This window comes from Pseudodesulfovibrio nedwellii, assembly GCF_027923765.1.
Taxonomy (GTDB): Bacteria; Desulfobacterota; Desulfovibrionia; order Desulfovibrionales; family Desulfovibrionaceae; genus Pseudodesulfovibrio; species Pseudodesulfovibrio nedwellii.
In genome coordinates this window covers 1102797-1120602 of record NZ_AP026709.1, presented here as the reverse complement: position 1 = coordinate 1120602, position 17806 = coordinate 1102797, and the positions used below count along the sequence as shown (strand labels likewise).

Annotated in this window: 15 protein-coding genes; 13 read left to right on the top strand and 2 right to left on the bottom strand. The window is 49.3% G+C overall.

Translation table 11 applies throughout. The annotated features are described in order from the left end of the window. Nucleotides 1-57: 57 nt before the first annotated feature. Together SYK_RS05490 and SYK_RS05485 are read right to left on the bottom strand one after the other, a co-directional pair. Entirely contained in the window at nt 58-456 is a 399-nt protein-coding gene (locus tag SYK_RS05490; protein WP_353618287.1) for an Hpt domain-containing protein, read from the bottom strand. Next, nucleotides 453-1397 carry a chemotaxis protein gene (locus SYK_RS05485; RefSeq protein ID WP_281762594.1) on the bottom strand — a complete coding sequence of 315 codons (945 nt, stop codon included), beginning with the start codon at nt 1395-1397 and terminating at the stop codon, nt 453-455. Before SYK_RS05485 ends, SYK_RS05490 begins: the two co-directional genes overlap by 4 nt. A gap of 237 nt (nt 1398-1634) precedes the next feature. Between SYK_RS05485 and SYK_RS05480 the strand changes: the two genes are divergently transcribed. The 13 genes from SYK_RS05480 (at nt 1635) to ftsH (ending at nt 17803) form a co-directional block, all read left to right on the top strand. Continuing rightward, nucleotides 1635-4592 carry an NAD-glutamate dehydrogenase domain-containing protein gene (locus SYK_RS05480; RefSeq protein ID WP_281762593.1) on the top strand — a complete coding sequence of 986 codons (2958 nt, stop codon included), beginning with the start codon at nt 1635-1637 and terminating at the stop codon, nt 4590-4592. 155 nt (nt 4593-4747) lie between these two features. Then, nucleotides 4748-5104, top strand: coding sequence for an ArsR/SmtB family transcription factor (locus tag SYK_RS05475; protein WP_281762592.1), 357 nt, complete (start codon nt 4748-4750; stop codon nt 5102-5104). 85 nt (nt 5105-5189) lie between these two features. After that, nucleotides 5190-6260, top strand: a complete 1071-nt coding sequence (locus SYK_RS05470) for an SO_0444 family Cu/Zn efflux transporter (RefSeq protein ID WP_281763236.1) — start codon at nt 5190-5192, stop codon at nt 6258-6260. Between the two features lie 165 nt (nt 6261-6425). After that, nucleotides 6426-7352, top strand: a complete 927-nt coding sequence (locus SYK_RS05465) for an ABC transporter substrate-binding protein (protein ID WP_281762591.1) — start codon at nt 6426-6428, stop codon at nt 7350-7352. Between the two features lie 3 nt (nt 7353-7355). After that, the gene (locus SYK_RS05460; RefSeq protein WP_281762590.1) at nt 7356-8090 is read left to right on the top strand and encodes an ABC transporter ATP-binding protein; all 735 of its coding nucleotides are present in this window, start codon (nt 7356-7358) and stop codon (nt 8088-8090) included. Next, nucleotides 8084-8848: an ABC transporter permease gene (locus SYK_RS05455; RefSeq protein ID WP_281762589.1), complete on the top strand. Its 765-nt coding sequence runs from the start codon at nt 8084-8086 to the stop codon at nt 8846-8848. The genes SYK_RS05460 and SYK_RS05455 overlap by 7 nt, the downstream gene beginning before the upstream one ends. Nucleotides 8849-8899: 51 nt before the next feature. Next, on the top strand, nt 8900-9832 hold the full coding sequence (locus SYK_RS05450; RefSeq protein ID WP_281762588.1) for a PhoH family protein: 933 nt from the start codon (nt 8900-8902) through the stop codon (nt 9830-9832). A 2-nt stretch (nt 9833-9834) separates the two neighbouring features. Next, nucleotides 9835-10311: an rRNA maturation RNase YbeY gene (gene ybeY, locus SYK_RS05445; protein ID WP_281762587.1), complete on the top strand. Its 477-nt coding sequence runs from the start codon at nt 9835-9837 to the stop codon at nt 10309-10311. Between the two features lie 2 nt (nt 10312-10313). After that, nucleotides 10314-11888, top strand: coding sequence for an AlbA family DNA-binding domain-containing protein (locus tag SYK_RS05440; RefSeq protein ID WP_281762586.1), 1575 nt, complete (start codon nt 10314-10316; stop codon nt 11886-11888). A 227-nt stretch (nt 11889-12115) separates the two neighbouring features. Continuing rightward, the gene (argF, locus tag SYK_RS05435) at nt 12116-13015 is read left to right on the top strand and encodes an ornithine carbamoyltransferase (RefSeq protein ID WP_281762585.1); all 900 of its coding nucleotides are present in this window, start codon (nt 12116-12118) and stop codon (nt 13013-13015) included. 23 nt (nt 13016-13038) lie between these two features. Beyond that, nucleotides 13039-14271 (top strand): argininosuccinate synthase, encoded by a 1233-nt coding sequence (locus SYK_RS05430; RefSeq protein ID WP_281762584.1) that lies wholly within the window; start codon nt 13039-13041, stop codon nt 14269-14271. 3 nt (nt 14272-14274) lie between these two features. Continuing rightward, nucleotides 14275-15660, top strand: a complete 1386-nt coding sequence (argH, locus tag SYK_RS05425) for an argininosuccinate lyase (protein ID WP_281762583.1) — start codon at nt 14275-14277, stop codon at nt 15658-15660. Between the two features lie 142 nt (nt 15661-15802). Next, on the top strand, nt 15803-17803 hold the full coding sequence (gene ftsH, locus SYK_RS05420; RefSeq protein ID WP_281762582.1) for an ATP-dependent zinc metalloprotease FtsH: 2001 nt from the start codon (nt 15803-15805) through the stop codon (nt 17801-17803). Nucleotides 17804-17806 lie beyond the last annotated feature (3 nt).

Here is a 17806-nt window from a genome sequence, read left to right as displayed (position 1 = left end):
ATACACAAAAAAAAGGCCGCACTTCATTGAAGTGCGGCCTTTTTTTTGTGTATGCGTTTATGAACTGAGTGCTCTTTCTATCGCGACTTCAAGCATGCGTTTGTGGAGTCGAATGGAAATGGTGTCGCTGTTATCAATGTTGTCGACCAGTTCTCTGAGTTTGTCGACGGATTCGAGACACGCTGTGATGATCAATTCGTTTGGAGTGAGTTCTTTTTTGCGGATCATCTCCAGTATATTCTCAATTTTATGTGACAACTCCTCAATACTTTTGAGTTCGAGCAGGTTGGATCCTGCTTTGACCGAGTGAGCGTCGCGAAAAATAGAGTTGACCGTCTCCTGATCGCAGTTGATACCACATTCTTCCAAATGCAAAAGGCCCGACTCGATGGAGTCGAGCCGTTCGGCTGTTTCTTCTATGAAGATTTCAACTACTTCGTCGCCGCGCTGAATCAATCTATGCCACCTTCAATGAGGTTAATTGCGATTTCAGGAATCGTATTCAAATCAGGCTTGGATATCTGTCTGTTTGCACCAACAGAATCGCCTTTATGCTTCAGTTCCTTCGTGATGATGGATGAATACAGTATAACAGGTAGCTTGTGCAAGAGGGGATCGTCCTTGATGTTTTTGGTCAGGCTAAACCCATCCATAAGCGGCATTTCGATGTCGGAAATGACAATGTCAACGAATTCGGTAATATCCTTACCCGCTGCTTCAGCTTTATCTCTGAATCCTCTGATGGTTCGTAAGGCTTCATCGCCGTTATTCGTGATGATCGGGTTGAAGTTGGCTTCGGTGAGGTTCTGTTTAATCATGGCCCGGATGGTGGCGGAGTCATCGGCGACGAGTACGTTGTATCGGACGTCAGAGATTTTTACGTCTTTATCAGATTTCGGTTCAAATTGTGTCAGGATGGTTTCCAGATCAAGGAGTTGGACAAAATAATCACCCTTGTCGATGAGGCCGACGATGGCATCAGTGTTACTGGAAATGATATTTGAAGGTGGTATGACTTCACCCCAGCCGACCCGATGGATTTCCGTGACACCGGAAACCAGAAATCCTGTGACGGATTTACTGAATTCAGTAACGATGACAATGTCTCGTTCGGTTTTTGGCATGTTCAGTTCCAGCCAAACAGAAAGATCGAGAACCGGAAGAATCAGGTCACGAAGAGGGATGGTCCCCATAAATGAGGGATGAGGAGCTGATTCCGGCGGGTCAAGGTTCGGAGTTTCAATGACCTGCATAACTTTGGCCACATTGATTCCGAAAAAATTGGGGACAGGCTCTTCGCCTTCCTTGCGGATTTCATTGATGGAGAACTCGAGAATTTCAAGTTCATTGGTTCCTGTTTCCAACAGGATTCCGGTGTCTATTGCACTCTTACTCATGAATGGTCTCCCAATCAGGTTCATATCGACGATTTCAACCAAGTGTTAGTTATATACGCTGTCATGGATTTTATGTCCATGTCGTTAGAGAGTTTCGTGTGAATTTATAATGCCTTCATGGTGAATTATCCATCGAAAATGTGTGGTGTAATTTTATGCAAAGCCTTGACGTCTTCACACAGCCCATGCACAAGGATATTGGTTGAAAATGTTCATAAAATGTAATGGAGATGCATAATGAGCGACAAAATCACTGTTGACCCGACGAATGTTCAGAAAAAGGTCGTTGAAAGGTTCCAAAAATCAATTTCAGATCTTATACCGTGGTTCTACAACGATATGCCAGAATATTATTTTTTGACGCATGGCGAAGAAGAACAGATTAATCACGTCATGGCACTGCTTTCAGGCATGGTTCGCAAGGAGAAGCAATCTTTGGCCCTGCATAGTCCGTGTGGAACCAAGGTGACACACATTACGCCGGGCGGAGATATGGATGCTCTGGCAGGTGTCCTCAAAGGGTACCAGGACCGGGATATCCAGATTGCTCGTATTTATTCCAGTCGTGACGATTCTTTGCGACTTGATACTTTTGTTTTCGGTCCGCAGCCTTTGTGCGCCGTCGATGCTCAATCCGTCAAGAACGTGATGGGAATGGTTCAGGACGGTTCAGTGAATCTCGGGTCGGAAGACAGTGGAGAATTTAAAAATTTTCTGGGTTCGGTAAGTGAAGATTATATCGAGAAATTTGAACCGGGCCGTGTTTTGCGGCATTTCAAAACCTGTGGCTGCGTTGAGACTCAGGAAAGGGTGCAGGTTCTGCTTGAAAAAGATGTCCATCAGGGCTTTGATCGCATCAGTGTGGCCATGGCTAATCCTCCACGGACATCCTTGCTGTTGCGGGTCGTGAATGTGTTTGCTCGCGAAAGTATCCCTGTTGATCGAGCGTATTCGGATCAGTTTGAGCGTGGTGAGAAGCCGCCTGTAGTCATCATGAGTTTTTATTTGGACAAGAAACGTATTGATCTTGATGAGTCCTGTGAGCAGTGGTTACGCCTCAAGCGTCAGCTTGAAATGACCAAATGGTTTGCCCCTCATGGGTTGGATGCCCTTGCCAATGAAGAAGGTTGGGAACTTGAGCAAGTCATGCTTATGCAGGCGGCCGGAGAGTTTGCACACCAGTTCCTTATCAAGAAGGACATGCACGCTTATACGTCCAGTCGGATCGTGTACGTCATCCTCAAGCATCGGGATGTTGCGCAGAAGCTGCTCGACTATTTTGATGCACGGTTTAACCCGGATTTTACCGGAGATCGAGAAGCCGCAATGGCCGAGAAACGTGCGATCGCGCGGGCTGCCATTCGGGATGTTGGAAATGCTATTCATCGCGATATCCTGACATATATCTATAAATTCTTCCGGTACACATTACGGACAAATTATTATTTGGAACATAAGCTTGGCTTGAGTTTCCGACTTGATCCACTAATTTTGGCTCCCATGCCCAAAGCAGAGCGACCGTTCGGCGTTTATTGTTTCCATGGTCCATATAGTTTTGCCTTCCAGGTGCGGTATCGTGATACGGCGCGTGGTGGAGTGCGTGTCGTTCGGACCTGGAGTCAGGAAGGGTTTGAGATGGAGTCCAACCGACTGTTTGATGAAGTGACCAAACTCGCTTCAGCCCAACAGTTCAAGAATAAGGACATTCCCGAGGGGGGCTCCAAAGCGGTTATACTTCTCGGACCTGATGGGGATATTGATCTGGCCGTCAAATCCATGGTGGATTCTTTCTTGGATCTTTTGATTATTCCCGAAGGTACGGATGGTTTTGTTCAGCCTGGTATCGTTGATCATCTCGGTCGTGAAGAGATTATTTTCCTTGGCCCGGATGAGAATATTACTCCTGATCATATTCGGTGGATTGCAGCACGGGCGGAACAGCGTGGGTACAAGTGGCCCAGCGCATTCATGAGTTCTAAACCCGGAGCAGGTATTGCGCATAAAGAATACGGTGTGACTTCCGAAGGCGTTATTGTTTTTGCTGATGAGTTGTTGCGTACCCTTGGCATTAATCCTGATCAGGACCCGTTTACGGTCAAGATTACCGGCGGGCCCGCCGGTGACGTCGCATCCAATGTCATGCGTTTCCTTATGCGTGATTACGGTGAAAATGCGAAGATCATTGCCATGACCGATGGGCACGGTGCTGCATATGATCCAGACGGAATGGATCATGCTGAACTCCTCCGACTCATGGATGGTGAGTACAAAGCCTCTCATTTCGACAAATCCAAGTTGACGGGTGAAGGGGCGTTCGTGGTGTCCACGGATGAACCGGAAGGTACTCGTATACGCAACACACTGCACAATACGGCGGTTGCCGATATCTTCATACCTTCAGGTGGGCGGCCTGATACAATTAATATGTCCAACTGGAAGGAGTTCTTGCAGAAGGATGGTACTCCGTCAGCACGTGGCTTGGTAGAAGGTGCGAATATTTTCATTTCCACTGATGCCCGTGCAGAAATGGAAAAAGCTGGGGTTCTGGCTGTACCGGGGCCTTCGGCCAATAAGACCGGTGTTATCTGTTCTTCCTATGAAATCCTGGCAGGACTCATTCTTAATGAAGAGGAATTCTTGGAAATCAAGGACGAGTACGTGGCGCAATTGATCGAAATTCTGCGAGATCGTGCTCGGTCCGAGGCGCAAGTACTCATGCGCGAGTTCAAGCTGGCTGGTGGAAAACGGACTATTACCGAGTTGTCATTTGAATTGTCTGAATCCATTAATTCACTTGCAGACAGAGTCGCTTTGGTCCTGAATGATTCGGTTGATAAGGTTGCTGATGATTCCGAACTGGTCGAGGTCCTTTTGTCCTACTGCCCAGCGGTGTTCGTGGAAAAATATCGTGATCGAATCGTTAATGATCTGCCGCGAGGTCATCAAATGGCTCTGTTGGCATCGTTTGTTTCGGCCAAGATGTTGTATCAGGAAGGCATGGGGTGGGCTGACCATCTTGTCGAGTTGCGGGATATCCGTGATGTAGTCTTCAGCTATCTGGCTCAAGAAAAAATTGTGGCAGGCCTGCTGGCCGAGGTCCGAAAGGCTGGATTGGAGCACGGAGAACTCATTGCGAAGATCCTGGAAAATTCTGGTCGTAAGCAGCTTACATTGGGTAAACTTGGACTGGGTTAAGGTTGGTTGAATCATAAATATCAGCGGTTCCTGATGATTTTTTATATCATCAGGAACCGCTTTTTCTTCTTTGATTGGTATGAAATGATCTTGACAAACATATGAGCAGATCGTACTCTAACGACAAATGAACAACTACTCATGTGAGGCGAATTATGTCCAATATGGCGTGTAGTGATACTGAACAACACGAAAAGAATGTGGCTGCTGCCAAGGAAAAGATGCTGTCCGAAAGGGAATTTCTCTTTTTGGCAGAATTGTTCAAGGCTCTTGGTGATTATACCCGTGTCCGCATTCTCTATGCCTTGTCTGTTGGTGAGTTGTGTGTTTGTGCGTTGGCTGAAGTTCTGGATATGTCTCAATCTGCCATTTCCCATCAGTTGCGATTGCTCCGTGCTGCAAAGCTGGTTCGGTATCGTAAGGAAGGAAAGAACGTTTTTTATTCTCTGGATGATGACCACGTGCGTAATTTGGTCAGTCAGGGACTTGAGCATGTCAGGGAACAGGGGTAAGAGCCCCTGTCCTCTTTTTTTTGTCTCAATCTATGAATACTTACTCATATATGAACATTATAACCATTGACGAGAGATAGCTATGTTGGATATTATTATACGTGTTGTGACCGAATCATGGCATGTGCTTGTAGATGCTGGCCCATACCTTTTGTTTGGTTTCTTTGTTGCCGGTTTGCTTAAGGGGTTTGTTCCCGACGAGTACATGGCTCGTCATCTTGGGAAAAAATCTGTTGGTTCAGTACTCAAGGCAGCCGTTGTTGGTGTTCCTTTACCGTTGTGTTCATGCGGCGTCCTCCCGACAGCACTGGGACTTCGCAGACAGGGAGCAAGTAAGGGGGCTACAACAGCCTTTATGATTTCCACTCCCGAAACCGGCGTGGATTCCATGGCGGTGACATATGCACTTATTGATCCGATTATGACAGTTATTCGGCCCATCGCTGCGTCTATTACCGCCGTTTTTGCTGGTGTATTGGTTAACGCGTTTCCCGACAAGAAGGAGCCGTTGCCTATGGCCAGTGTTGTCGCTGCTCCGGATGAGTGCGGAGTGGGTAGCTGCGGTTGTGGACATGATCATTGTAGTACTGATGAGAATTTGAGTATTGGTGCCAAGTTTCGATTGGGTATGAACTATGCCTTCGGCGAAATGATTGCTGATATCGGCCGTTGGCTGCTGGTCGGTGTAGTCATTGCCGGTATTATTTCCGCAGTGGTGCCGTCCGATGCGTTGGATCAATATGTCGGAACCGGCTTCCTGTCGTATTTCGTTATGTTGGTCGTGGCTTTGCCATTGTATGTGTGCGCAACGGCATCTACGCCTATTGCCGCTTCTTTGCTGCTCAAGGGGTTGTCTCCGGGGGCGGCTTTGGTTTTTCTGCTTGCCGGTCCTGCCACCAATGGTGCAACCATCACGGTTATGCTTAAGACGTTAGGTAAGCGTGCGGCAGGTATGTATGTCCTGTCCATAGTGGTCTGTTCGTTGGCGTTGGCGTGGGCCACGGATTTGCTTTATCTCTCTCTCGGACTGGATATTACGGCTGTTGTCGGTGAAGTGAATGAAGTAACTCCGTATTGGTTGGGAGTGACATCTGCTGTGATCACCTTGCTCTTGGTTGCATGGAGTTTTGTGCGTCCTCATTCCCATAATCATTAGACTTTGAAGGCCTTTCTTTTTGAGAATTAGAAAGGGAGGGGCTTTTAATTTGTTATTTATAGTGACGTGAGAGCGTCGATAATGGGCGAAGGGTTGCACCTCTTCGCCTTTTCTTTCTTTTTGGTGCATGGTACAGGCTCTTTCGAAATCAAGAGGAAGAAATTAATGAAAAAAGTCTGTATAGCCATTGCCTTGTTGTTTCTGATGAGCGTGTCTGCTCATGCGGAGAATCTGAAAATTCGATTCGGCATCCTTCCGGTAATAGACACACTGCCATTACAGGTGGGTGTTCAGGACGGGTTGTTTGAAAAACACGGCATTGATATGGCACTGATTCGGTTCGCGTCTGCGTTGGAGCGGGACACCGCCATGCAGGCAGGGCAACTGGACGGATATTTTGGCGATCTTATTGCCACATATTTATTGATAAATCAGGGAGTGCCCATGCGCATTGCCCTGACTTCCTGGCGTACGACTCCCGGTTACCCCATGTTTGGCATCGCGTTGTCTCCGGCGAACAAAGATCGTGATATCGGCGACATGAAAGGGCGTACCCTTGGTTTGTCGAGATCCACCGTAATGGAATATCTTGCTGATAAGATGGAAAATCAACTTGGTGTGAACCGTGGTCATTTTTCTTTGCTTGAAATCAAAAAAATTCCCATTCGGATGCAAATGCTCATGACAGATCAGGTGGACAGTGCTTTGTTGCCTGAACCGTTGCTTTCTCTAGCACGACTCAAGGGTGGGGCAACGTTGGCTACTGCCGAAAAACTCGACATGCCGCTGACGGTTCTTTGTCTGCATGATTCCTATTTTGCTGATGACGCCAAGGGATATACGGCGTTTATCGCTGCATACAAAGAGGCTGTACAGCGTCTGGCTGATTCACCGGAAAAGTATCGGTCTCTTATGGCAAAGACCTGTCGCATTCCCAAGCCTTTGATGGCTGAATTCCCTGTGTATCCGTATCCAATGCCCTCGCTGCCGTCCGCTGCCGAGTTGGATGAAGTTCAGACCTGGATGGTTGAAAAAGGGCTTCTCAAAGTAAAAGTGCCGGATGAGACGGCTCTCTCTCCGGTTATCCCTTAGTGTATGCTGACTGCTGAGAATTTGGGGAAATTATACAACGGGCAGGCCGTTCTTGAAAATGTTTCTTTTTCTCTTGGGCAAGAAGAAACATTGGCTGTTGTCGGGCCTTCTGGTTGCGGCAAGACTACCTTGCTCTATTTGCTGAGCGGACTGGCTGCGCCAGATACCGGGCGTGCTTTGCTTGAAGGACGTCCCATTAATGCGCCATCTTCTGATATTTCTATTATATTGCAAGACTATGGCTTGTTACCGTGGCGTACCGTCATTGACAACGTGGCCCTTGGTCTCAAGGTGCAAGGCGTGGGTAGAAAAGAACGCATGGCGCAGGCCCGCGCACAGTTGACTGAGGTCGGCATTATTGGTCGGGATGACGATTATCCGGCCAATTTGAGCGGTGGTGAACAGCAGCGGGTGGCTATTGCCCGGGCTTTTGTCACTAGACCTCGTCTCATGTTGCTGGATGAACCTTTTTCCTCATTGGATGCCTTGACGCGTGAACGATTGCAGCGGGCTTTGCTCGATGTATGGAAAGTCCGTAAAGTTCCGTTTGTTTTGGTCACCCATTCCCTAGAAGAAGCCGTGGTGCTTGGGAAACGAATCATGGTCATGTCTGGTCGCCCGGCCAGTCCTGTGGCTGTGTTCGATAATCCCGGATTCGGTGATGCGTCCATTCGTGATACCGAGGCGTGTTTCTCGCTTTTGAAAAAGCTCAGGCATACCGTGGAGGACCTATGGTAGGCCTGTGTAAAGCGTGTTTACGATATGGGCTGGTTATCTTTGTCATCGGCGTGCTGTGGAAGTTCGCGGCGATAGGGATGGGTGGAGTCATCTTGCCACATCCCGAAGATGCTTCCCGGGCTTTTTTGTCGGCCATGCTGACGCGTGAGTTTTGGGAACATTTCTTTGTCAGTGGGTATCGTGCTGTGATGGCAATGATTTTGGCATGGGTGACGGCATTTCCTCTTGGGTTGATTATGGGCAGCATGAAGCGTGTTGACGCTATATTCGCGCCGTTTGTATTTTTGACATATCCTATTCCAAAGATCGTCTTGCTGCCGGTATTCCTGCTTTTGTTGGGGTTGGGGGACACTGCGAAAATAGCCATGATTGGATTGATCCTCGGGTATCAGATACTTGTGACAACACGGGATGGTGTTCGTTCCATTCATCCGAAATATTTTGATTCCGTTCGCTCTCTCGGAGGTTCCCGTATGGATGTCCTGCGCGAGGTGCTGCTTCCTGCGGCTTTGCCCCATGGATTTACCGCTTTGCGACTGGGCACCGGTGTGGCTGTGGCTGTGCTCTTTTTTGTGGAATCTTTTGCCACGACCAGAGGGCTGGGCTATATGATAATGGATGCTTGGGGTTCCATGGATTATCTGACTATGTTCTCCGGCATTCTGGGAATGAGCATGATGGGCGCGGCTTTGTATGAAATTGCAAATTTTTTAGAACGCAGGGCATGCAAATGGATGTTTCTGCGTATTAAAAATTAACCGGAGGAAAAGATTCTGTCTTCCACCAAACTTGAATTTGACGACGGTCATATGGCGAGCCAGCTTTTTGGCCCGCATAATCAACATTTGAAGTTGTTGAGTGAGCGCCTTGGGGTAACCGTTGAAAGTCGTGGTAACACGGTCACTGTTGCGGCACCTGAAGGAGATGAGGCCAAGGCCGATTTGGCCGGTCAGGTTTTGTCGCAGTTGTATGCAATGATTCAGCGTGGCAAGTCCGTGCATCCGCAGGATGTGGATTTTGCCTGTCGCATACTTGAACGGCAGCCGTCCGCGGATGTGGGTGAAGTGTTCAAAGGTGATGTTTACGCCACTTCGGGCAAGCGAACCGTGTCTCCCAAGTCGTTGACCCAGCGGGAGTATTTGGATGCAATCCATGATTCCGACATGACGTTTGGAATTGGTCCGGCCGGAACGGGTAAAACATATCTGGCCGTCGCCATGGCGGTGGGGGCTCTTTCCCGTCGGGAAGTCAAACGGATCGTGTTGACTCGTCCTGCCGTGGAGGCAGGGGAGAAGCTTGGTTTTCTGCCGGGTGATCTTGCGGAGAAAATTAATCCGTATCTGCGCCCATTGTATGACGCCCTGCATGACATGCTCGATTTTACCAAAGTTCAGGATTATCAAGAAGCCGGTATTATTGAAATTGCGCCATTGGCTTTCATGCGTGGTCGTACACTTAATGATGCTTTCATCATCTTGGACGAGGCACAAAATACGACGCCAGAGCAGATGAAGATGTTTCTGACTCGGCTTGGATTCGGTTCCAAAGCCGTTATTACTGGTGATGTGACGCAGATTGATCTGCCCGTTCACGCCAAATCCGGTTTGTTGCAGGCCCGAAAGATTTTGACTGGCGTCAAAGGGGTGAATTTTGTGACCTTTGATGAACATGATGTTATTCGTCATCCCTTGGTCGGTCGGATTGTTCGTGCGTATGATGTTCACGAAGGCGGCAGGAAATAGTTATGAGTGGCGTGGTCAGAATTGTCAGCAAAGTTCGTCTCAATCCTCGGTTCCCTTTGTCTCAGAGGGAGTTGGAGGTGTTGTCTGATCTTCTTTTGGAGTCTTTGGGGCTGGAGGGACGAACGTTTTCCCTGACACTGGTGGATGATCGTGAAATAGCTCTGGTCAATGCCGAATTTCTTGGCTGTACGGGACCGACCAATATTCTTAGTTTCCCCGATTCAGGAGATGCAGACGTGGAATTGGTGGTTGCGGATGATGACGGCAGTTCTTTGGGAGAACTGGTGTTGTCCGTGGATACCTTGGCTCGTGAGACCGAACTCTATGGTCAACAACCGTTGGAGCATTTGGCGCGGTTGTTGGCGCACGGGATATTGCATTTGGCCGGATTTGATCACAGTGACGAAATGTTTGATCTGACTGATGGCGCAGTGGACCGGATACTGCTTGAATACGGTGATATGGACGGCGGAGAATAATCATGGCGAGAGTGAAGCATATACGTGGCAAGGAACTCTATCGACTCGTTTTTTACGGTGTGATTCTTGTTGTGGCGGCTATCGGGTCTCTCGCTTACTGGGGCGTGCGGGAAATTCGTCGCGATGCAGCTGTTGTTGCCGTGGAAGGTTCTGCTCGCGGGTTGTCCGGTGCGGTCACCATTCTTCTTAACGCGGTGAGGAATTCAAACGATGAAATTAGTGACGGCACGTTATCCAGTTTGAAACCCATGGCTTTGCGCAAGGAATTTCGTGATCTGTTTGCCAAGCATTCATCAGTGAAAGCCATTTCCGTCAGTGATGGGCAGGGCATGATGTATATGCTTGCTAGGCGTGGTCAGGGCGTTGTGGAGGCCGTTCCTGATGAGGACCGCAGTTCACAGATGACATGGACCATGTTTAAGAGTGACGGTTCAAGTGATACTTCGTTTACTGGGTGGCGTTTTGACAAACGTGCAATAGATCGCATTCTGGTCGATGAATATTCTTATCTGAAACCGGGGCAAGTCAATTGGCGGAGTGCCAACAAGGCGTTTAATTCCAGAGAATCACTTATTTCTGCATCTTCATTGATGGAAACCGTGCAAGGCCGAAAGGTAATGGTATCGTTTGCCTTTCCCGTGTCCGGCATTGTGTCGCAACTTGATGGGGCTGAACGGGGCGGTGCTGATCGTGTCTTTCTGTATTGGAATAATGGGACAGCCTTACCTGTAACCGGATTGGGAGCCGGTGGAACTGCAATCAATCCGACAAGTCGAGCTCTTTCTCCATCCGAAATTACTGACCCCATAATTTCCCAAGCTGTGTTGAAGTTGGGTCAAATTGAAAAATCGCCGCAGGCTCCTTTTTCGTTTGTTGAAGGCGGTGAAGTTTGGTGGACTTATTCCCTGCCTCTGTCCATTTTTGGCGACACGATGTCACTTGGTGTTGTTGTGCCCAGAAGGAACGTAATTTCGACGTTGACCAGTGATACTTTTTTGCAAGGTGGTGCGGCCATATTGATCATTGTGGCTGGTTGGATTCTCTTTGTTCTGCATCGGAATCGTGGGAGAATCGAGGCGCTTGGTCTGCGTCGAGAAGCTGCCGTGAGCGAAGCTGAAGTTCTTGCTCTTATTACTTCCGGCGAGAGTGGGCGGCTAGAGTTTAAGCAGACACTCAGGTTTAATCTTAAGTCTGGGAAGAACGGGCGAGAGATAGAACATGCCAGTTTGAAAACCGTTTCAGCGTTTATGAATTCAGACGGAGGAACGTTGCTGATCGGTGTGGCTGATGACGGCACTGTGGCTGGATTTGAAGAAGATAAATTTGGTACTGCTGATCACGCCCTTTTGCATTTCAATAATTTGGTCAATCAGCATGTTGGTCCGGAATTTACCCGGTATATTGATACGATGATTATTCATGTGCGCGGACAGGATATTCTTCGTATACACTGTGTTTCTTCTCCGACCCCGGCTATTCTGGATATGAAAAAGGGCGAGGAGTTCTATGTTCGAAGTGGTCCAGCCAGTCGTAGCTTGAGCCTACGTCAATTTTATGAGTGGCTCAAAGAGCATTAGAATCTTTTATACGACAATTCCAACTGGCATCCCGCTTTTGTCTCAAAGAAGAGGGTTGATGCCTATGGAATAGATATTTCGTTCGACTGGAGGCTTGGGCCGCAAACCTTGCTGTTACACCGTTTTTACAGCTTTTCCTTCATCCAAATTCCTTTACATTCATATTAATATGGGACACACTCCTGCTCTTTCCCTATAAATGGCAATCGAGATGGAGAAAACGTACGATGCCCAAACATTTTTTGACTATTCTGGACATCCCTAGGGATGAGGCCAAGCAGGTTCTGCTCAGAGCCAAAGAGATGAAGGACAACAAAGTCCGCACTGATCTTTTGGCAGGCAAGACACTGCTCCTGATTTTTGAGAAAGCATCCACCCGGACCCGCGTGTCTTTTGAGGTGGGTGTGCGTCAGCTCGGTGGCGATCCTGTATTCATAGCTTCCAAGGATTCCCAGCTGGGTCGCAGCGAACCTCTCAAGGATACCGCTCGGGTGTTATCCCGATATGCGGATGGTCTCATCGTACGAACATTCGGCCAGGAAAAGTTGGAAACCCTGGTCGAATACGGCGATATCCCGGTGGTCAATGCCCTGACAGACGAGTACCATCCTTGTCAGATCATGGCTGATATGCTGACAATGTATGAGCGTACCCCGAATCTGGAAGACCTTAAGGTTGCTTGGGTCGGTGACGGCAACAACATGGCACATTCCTTTATCAATGGATCGGCGACATTTGGCTATGAGCTGGTTATCGCCTGTCCTGAAGGGTACGACCCCGATCCGAAGCTTTTGGATATCGGTGTGAACGCTGGAGCCAAGGTGTCAGTCGTGCGTGATCCCGCCGAGGCCGTGTGTGGTGCGCAGTACGTCAATACAGACGTATGGGCATCCATGGGCCAGGAAGAAGAGCAGAAGAAACGTGAGGCCGCTTTCGCCGGTTTCGAAGTCAATGCCGCCTTGATGGCCGGAGCCGCAGACAATGCCAAGTTTATGCACTGTTTGCCTGTCCATCGTGGTGAAGAAGTTTCGGAAGCCGTGTTCGAAAGTCCGGCGTCCATTGTTTGGGATCAGGCCGAGAATAGACTGCATATGCAGAAAGCCATCATTGAATGGATTTATAAATAATTGAGAGAAGAGAGATATATACAATGAAAAAGATTGAAAAGGTTGTTTTGGCCTATTCCGGGGGACTGGACACATCCATTATCCTCAAGTGGATCAAGACCAATTATGACTGTGAAGTGGTGACCATGACCGCTGACCTCGGTCAGGGTGAGGAGATGGATGGCATTGAGGAGAAGGCTCTCTCCACGGGTGCTGTCAAGGCCTACGTCGAGGACATGCGCGAGGAATTCGTGCGTGACTATGTTTTTCCCATGTTTCGAGCAAACGCCTTGTACGAAGGTCGCTACCTGCTTGGTACCGCCATCGCCAGACCGCTGATTTCCAAGCGCATGGTTGAAATCGCCGAGATGGAAGGCGCGCAGGCCGTGTCTCACGGTGCCACTGGCAAGGGAAATGATCAGGTACGCTTTGAACTGGCCACTATGGCCCTCAATCCCCGGTTGCAGACCATTGCTCCGTGGCGTGAGTGGGAACTTAAGTCCCGTACTGATCTTATGAATTTCGCCAAAGAAAACAGCATTGATATTCCGGTAAGTCGCAAGAAGCCGTGGTCCATTGATGCCAACCTGCTGCATACCTCTTTTGAAGGTGGCGAGTTGGAAGATCCGTGGAATGCTCCCGGCCCTGATTGTTACCGTAACATCACGCCACCTGAGATGTGCCCGGATGAACCGGAAGAGATTTCCATTGATTTCGAAGCCGGTGATCCCATTGCCATCAACAATGTTAAATATTCCCCGGCAGCCTTGCTGGCCAAGCTCAATGAGTTGGGTGGTAAGCACGGCATCGGTCGTGTGGATATGGTCGAGAATCGCTTCGTGGGCATGAAGTCCCGTGGTGTGTACGAGACTCCCGGTGGTACCATTTTGGCTGCAGCCCATCGCGATCTGGAAGGATTGTGCATGGACCGCGAGATGATGCATCTTCGTGATAGCCTTATTCCCAAGTATGCCGAGATGGTGTACTATGGATACTGGTTCTCGCCTGAACGCGAGGCATTGCAGGCCATGATCGACAAGTCTCAGGAAAAGGTCACTGGCACAGTGCGGGTTAAGTTGTACAAGGGCAATTGCGTGCCGTTGGGTCGCAAATCTCCGTTCTCTTTGTACAGCCCTGAATTGGCTACATTTGAAGAAGACTATGTATATGATCAGGCCGACGCCGAGGGCTTCATCAAGCTGGTGGGCCTCAGGCTCAAGGGCCGGATGCAGCAGTCCAAATGGGGCGGCAAAGATACCGAAGACTCCTGCGAGTAATATATGGCAGATAAAAAAATGTGGGGCGGGCGGTTCGCTGAAGGGACCGCCGCATCCATGGAAGCATATTCAGAGTCCGTGTCCTTTGACCGGCTTCTCTACGCTGAAGATATTCGGGGCTCCCAGGCTCACGCTCGAGTGTTGGCCAAGCAGGGATTTTTGACCGAAGCCGAGGCCAAAACCCTTTGTGACGGTTTGGATCAAGTTAAAGCCGAGATCGAATCCGGTGATTTTGAGTGGAAGACCGAGATGGAAGATGTTCACATGAACATTGAGTCTCGTTTGACCGATATCATTGGGCCGCTGGGTGGCAAGTTGCATACCGCACGGAGTCGCAATGATCAGGTCGCTCTTGATTTCCGGTTGCATGTAGGTGCTCGTCTTGCTGGCTGGCAACAGGCTTTGTCCATGCTTGTCGAGGTTTTTGTGACGCGTGCCGAAGAGCATAAAGAAACCATGCTTCCCGGTTGCACGCATTTTCAACCTGCTCAGCCCGTGAGTTTGGCGCACCATTTGCTGGCATATTGTCAGATGTTCAAGCGTGATCACGAACGGGTGACTGATTGTCTGAAGCGCGTACGAGTCATGCCGTTGGGTGCCGCTGCACTTGCAGGGACAACTCATCCCGTGAATCCTCAGGCCGTGGCGGATGATCTTGGCATAGGCGAGATATTTGCCAACTCCATGGACGCGGTTTCTGATCGCGACTTTGTGCTTGAAGCCGTGTTCGCGGGCAGCTTGGTCATGGCGCATCTTTCTCGCATGTGCGAGGAAATTATCATCTGGGCCAATCCGAATTTCGGGTATGTGAAATTACCGGATCAGTATTCTACTGGTTCGTCGATCATGCCGCAGAAAAAGAATCCTGATGCCTGTGAGATTATGCGTGGCAAGACTGGGCGCGTTGTCGGTTCCCTTATGGGACTGCTTGTGCTTATCAAGGGCTTGCCCATGACCTATAATCGGGACATGCAGGAAGACAAAGAGCCGTTTTTTGATGCGGACAAGACTGTTTCGGCATCGCTGACCATTATGGCAGATATGTTCAAGCAGATCGAATTCGTGCCGGAAAAGATGGCGGCAACGGTGAAACGTGGGTTTTTGAATGCTACAGAATTGGCTGATTATCTGGCAGCCAAAGGTGTGCCTTTCCGTGAGGCACATCATATTACTGGTGCGGTTGTCGCTCACGCTGAACAGAAAGGCGTTGGTATCGAAGATTTGGACCTTGCTGAACTCAAGCAATTTTCCGGGGACATCAATGATGATGTCTTTGGCGTACTTGATTATGCAGCGGCCATTGAACGACGGACATCCCCTGGAGGGACCGGTCCAGCTTCCGTGGCAAAACAGATTGACACCTTGAAAGGGTGGCTTAAAATTGTGTGATAGGTGAAATGAAGGGATTTTTTCCCAGTATCTCTTGATTTTTCATGCAGGAGCATTATTCTTTACCCTGCATCATAGTGACAGCGATAATGAGTCCGTTTTAATGACGGATTGGATCTGAGACTATACGGAGGAATCTCCTTTGAACAACCATATGAAAAATCTTGTTATTTGGGCTATCATCTTTGTTTTGATGGTCGTCCTCTTTAACCTCTTCAATCAGCCTCCTGTTCCCAAGGATACTCCTTCTTATAGCGAGTTCCTGACCATGGTAGACAGTGGCGGTGTGGCTGAAGTCAAAATTCAGGGTCCAAAGATTCTCGGCACGAAGACGTCTGGTGAAAAGTTCCAGACCTATGCCCCGGACGATCCCAAAATGATTGATACGCTTATTTCCAAAGGCGTTGAAGTCAATGCGGAACCGCCCGAGGAGTCTCCTTGGTATTTGACCATGCTCTTGTCCTGGTTCCCTATGCTTCTGCTTATCGGCGTTTGGATTTTCTTCATGCGTCAGATGCAAGGCGGCGGTGGCGGTGGACGCGGGGCAATGAGTTTTGGCCGATCCAAAGCACGCCTCATCAACGAGGAAACCTCCAAGGTTACCTTTGAGGACGTGGCCGGTGTGGATGAAGCCAAGGAAGAATTGGTAGAAATCGTTGACTTCCTGCGTGAACCCCGCAAATTCACCCGCCTTGGCGGTCGCATTCCCAAGGGTGTGCTTCTTGTCGGTGGGCCTGGTACAGGTAAGACTCTGTTGGCGCGAGCGGTTGCCGGTGAAGCCGGTGTCCCGTTCTTCTCCATTTCCGGTTCGGATTTCGTGGAGATGTTTGTGGGTGTTGGCGCGAGTCGTGTGCGTGATCTTTTTGCTCAAGGTAAGAAGAACGCTCCCTGTCTTATCTTTATTGATGAAATTGACGCCGTTGGCCGTCAACGTGGCGCAGGCCTCGGTGGTGGGCATGATGAACGTGAGCAGACTTTGAACCAGTTGCTTGTGGAAATGGACGGTTTTGAATCGAACGAAGGCGTTATTTTGGTCGCTGCTACCAACCGTCCCGACGTTTTGGACCCAGCTTTGCTCAGGCCTGGACGTTTTGACCGTCAGGTGGTCGTGCCAAATCCCGATCTTCGTGGTCGTGAACGTATCCTCAAGGTACACAGCCGTAAAACGCCGCTGTCTCCTGAGGTTAATCTTGAAGTTATCGCCCGAGGAACTCCCGGTTTCTCCGGTGCGGATCTTGAGAACCTCGTCAACGAGGCTGCTCTCGGTGCTGCCAAGCTTGGTAAGGATCGGGTGGACATGGAAGACTTCGAAGAGGCCAAGGATAAGGTCATGATGGGCGGGCGTGAGCGTCGTTCCATGATCCTTTCCGATGAAGAAAAGAGAACGACAGCATATCATGAAGCAGGTCATGCTTTGGTGGCAAAGTTGCTGCCCGGCACTGATCCCGTACATAAGGTTTCCATTATTCCGCGTGGTCGTGCTCTTGGTGTGACTATGCAGTTGCCCGGTGAAGATCGGCACAACTATTCCAAGGAATTCCTTCTCAAGAACATGGCAGTCCTTATGGGTGGCCGTGTGGCTGAAGAGCTTGTTCTCAACCAGCTGACCACGGGGGCGAGTAATGATATTGAACGCGCCACCAAGACCGCACACAATATGGTTTGTATGTGGGGAATGTCTGAGAAATTTGGTCCTATAAGCTTTGGTGATAATCAGGAGCCAGTCTTCCTGGGCAAGGAACTCAGCCACAACAAGGATTACGGCGAGGAAACGGCCAAGTTGATCGATTCTGAAGTTCGTCGTTTCGTGGATGAGGCTTATGAAAGAGCTACCGAACTGCTCAAGGGTGGCGGCGAGTCTCTGGAAGCCATTGCTCAAGCTTTGCTCGAAAGGGAAACCATTACCGGAGCGGATATTGATCTGCTTATGGAAGGCAAGGAATTGCCGCCCATGGAGTCTGACAATGGTGGTTCCTCTACTTCTGGTACAGCTGATGGATATACGGCCGAAGGTCGTGCCACAGGGCCCGGATACAAGCCTGTCAGTGAAGAATCCGAAGACAAGGGTGATGATTTTATCCTTGAAGACGATGATTCTGAGAGCGGTCCCGATGGAGACGACGGAGAAAATAAGGTACAATAATCG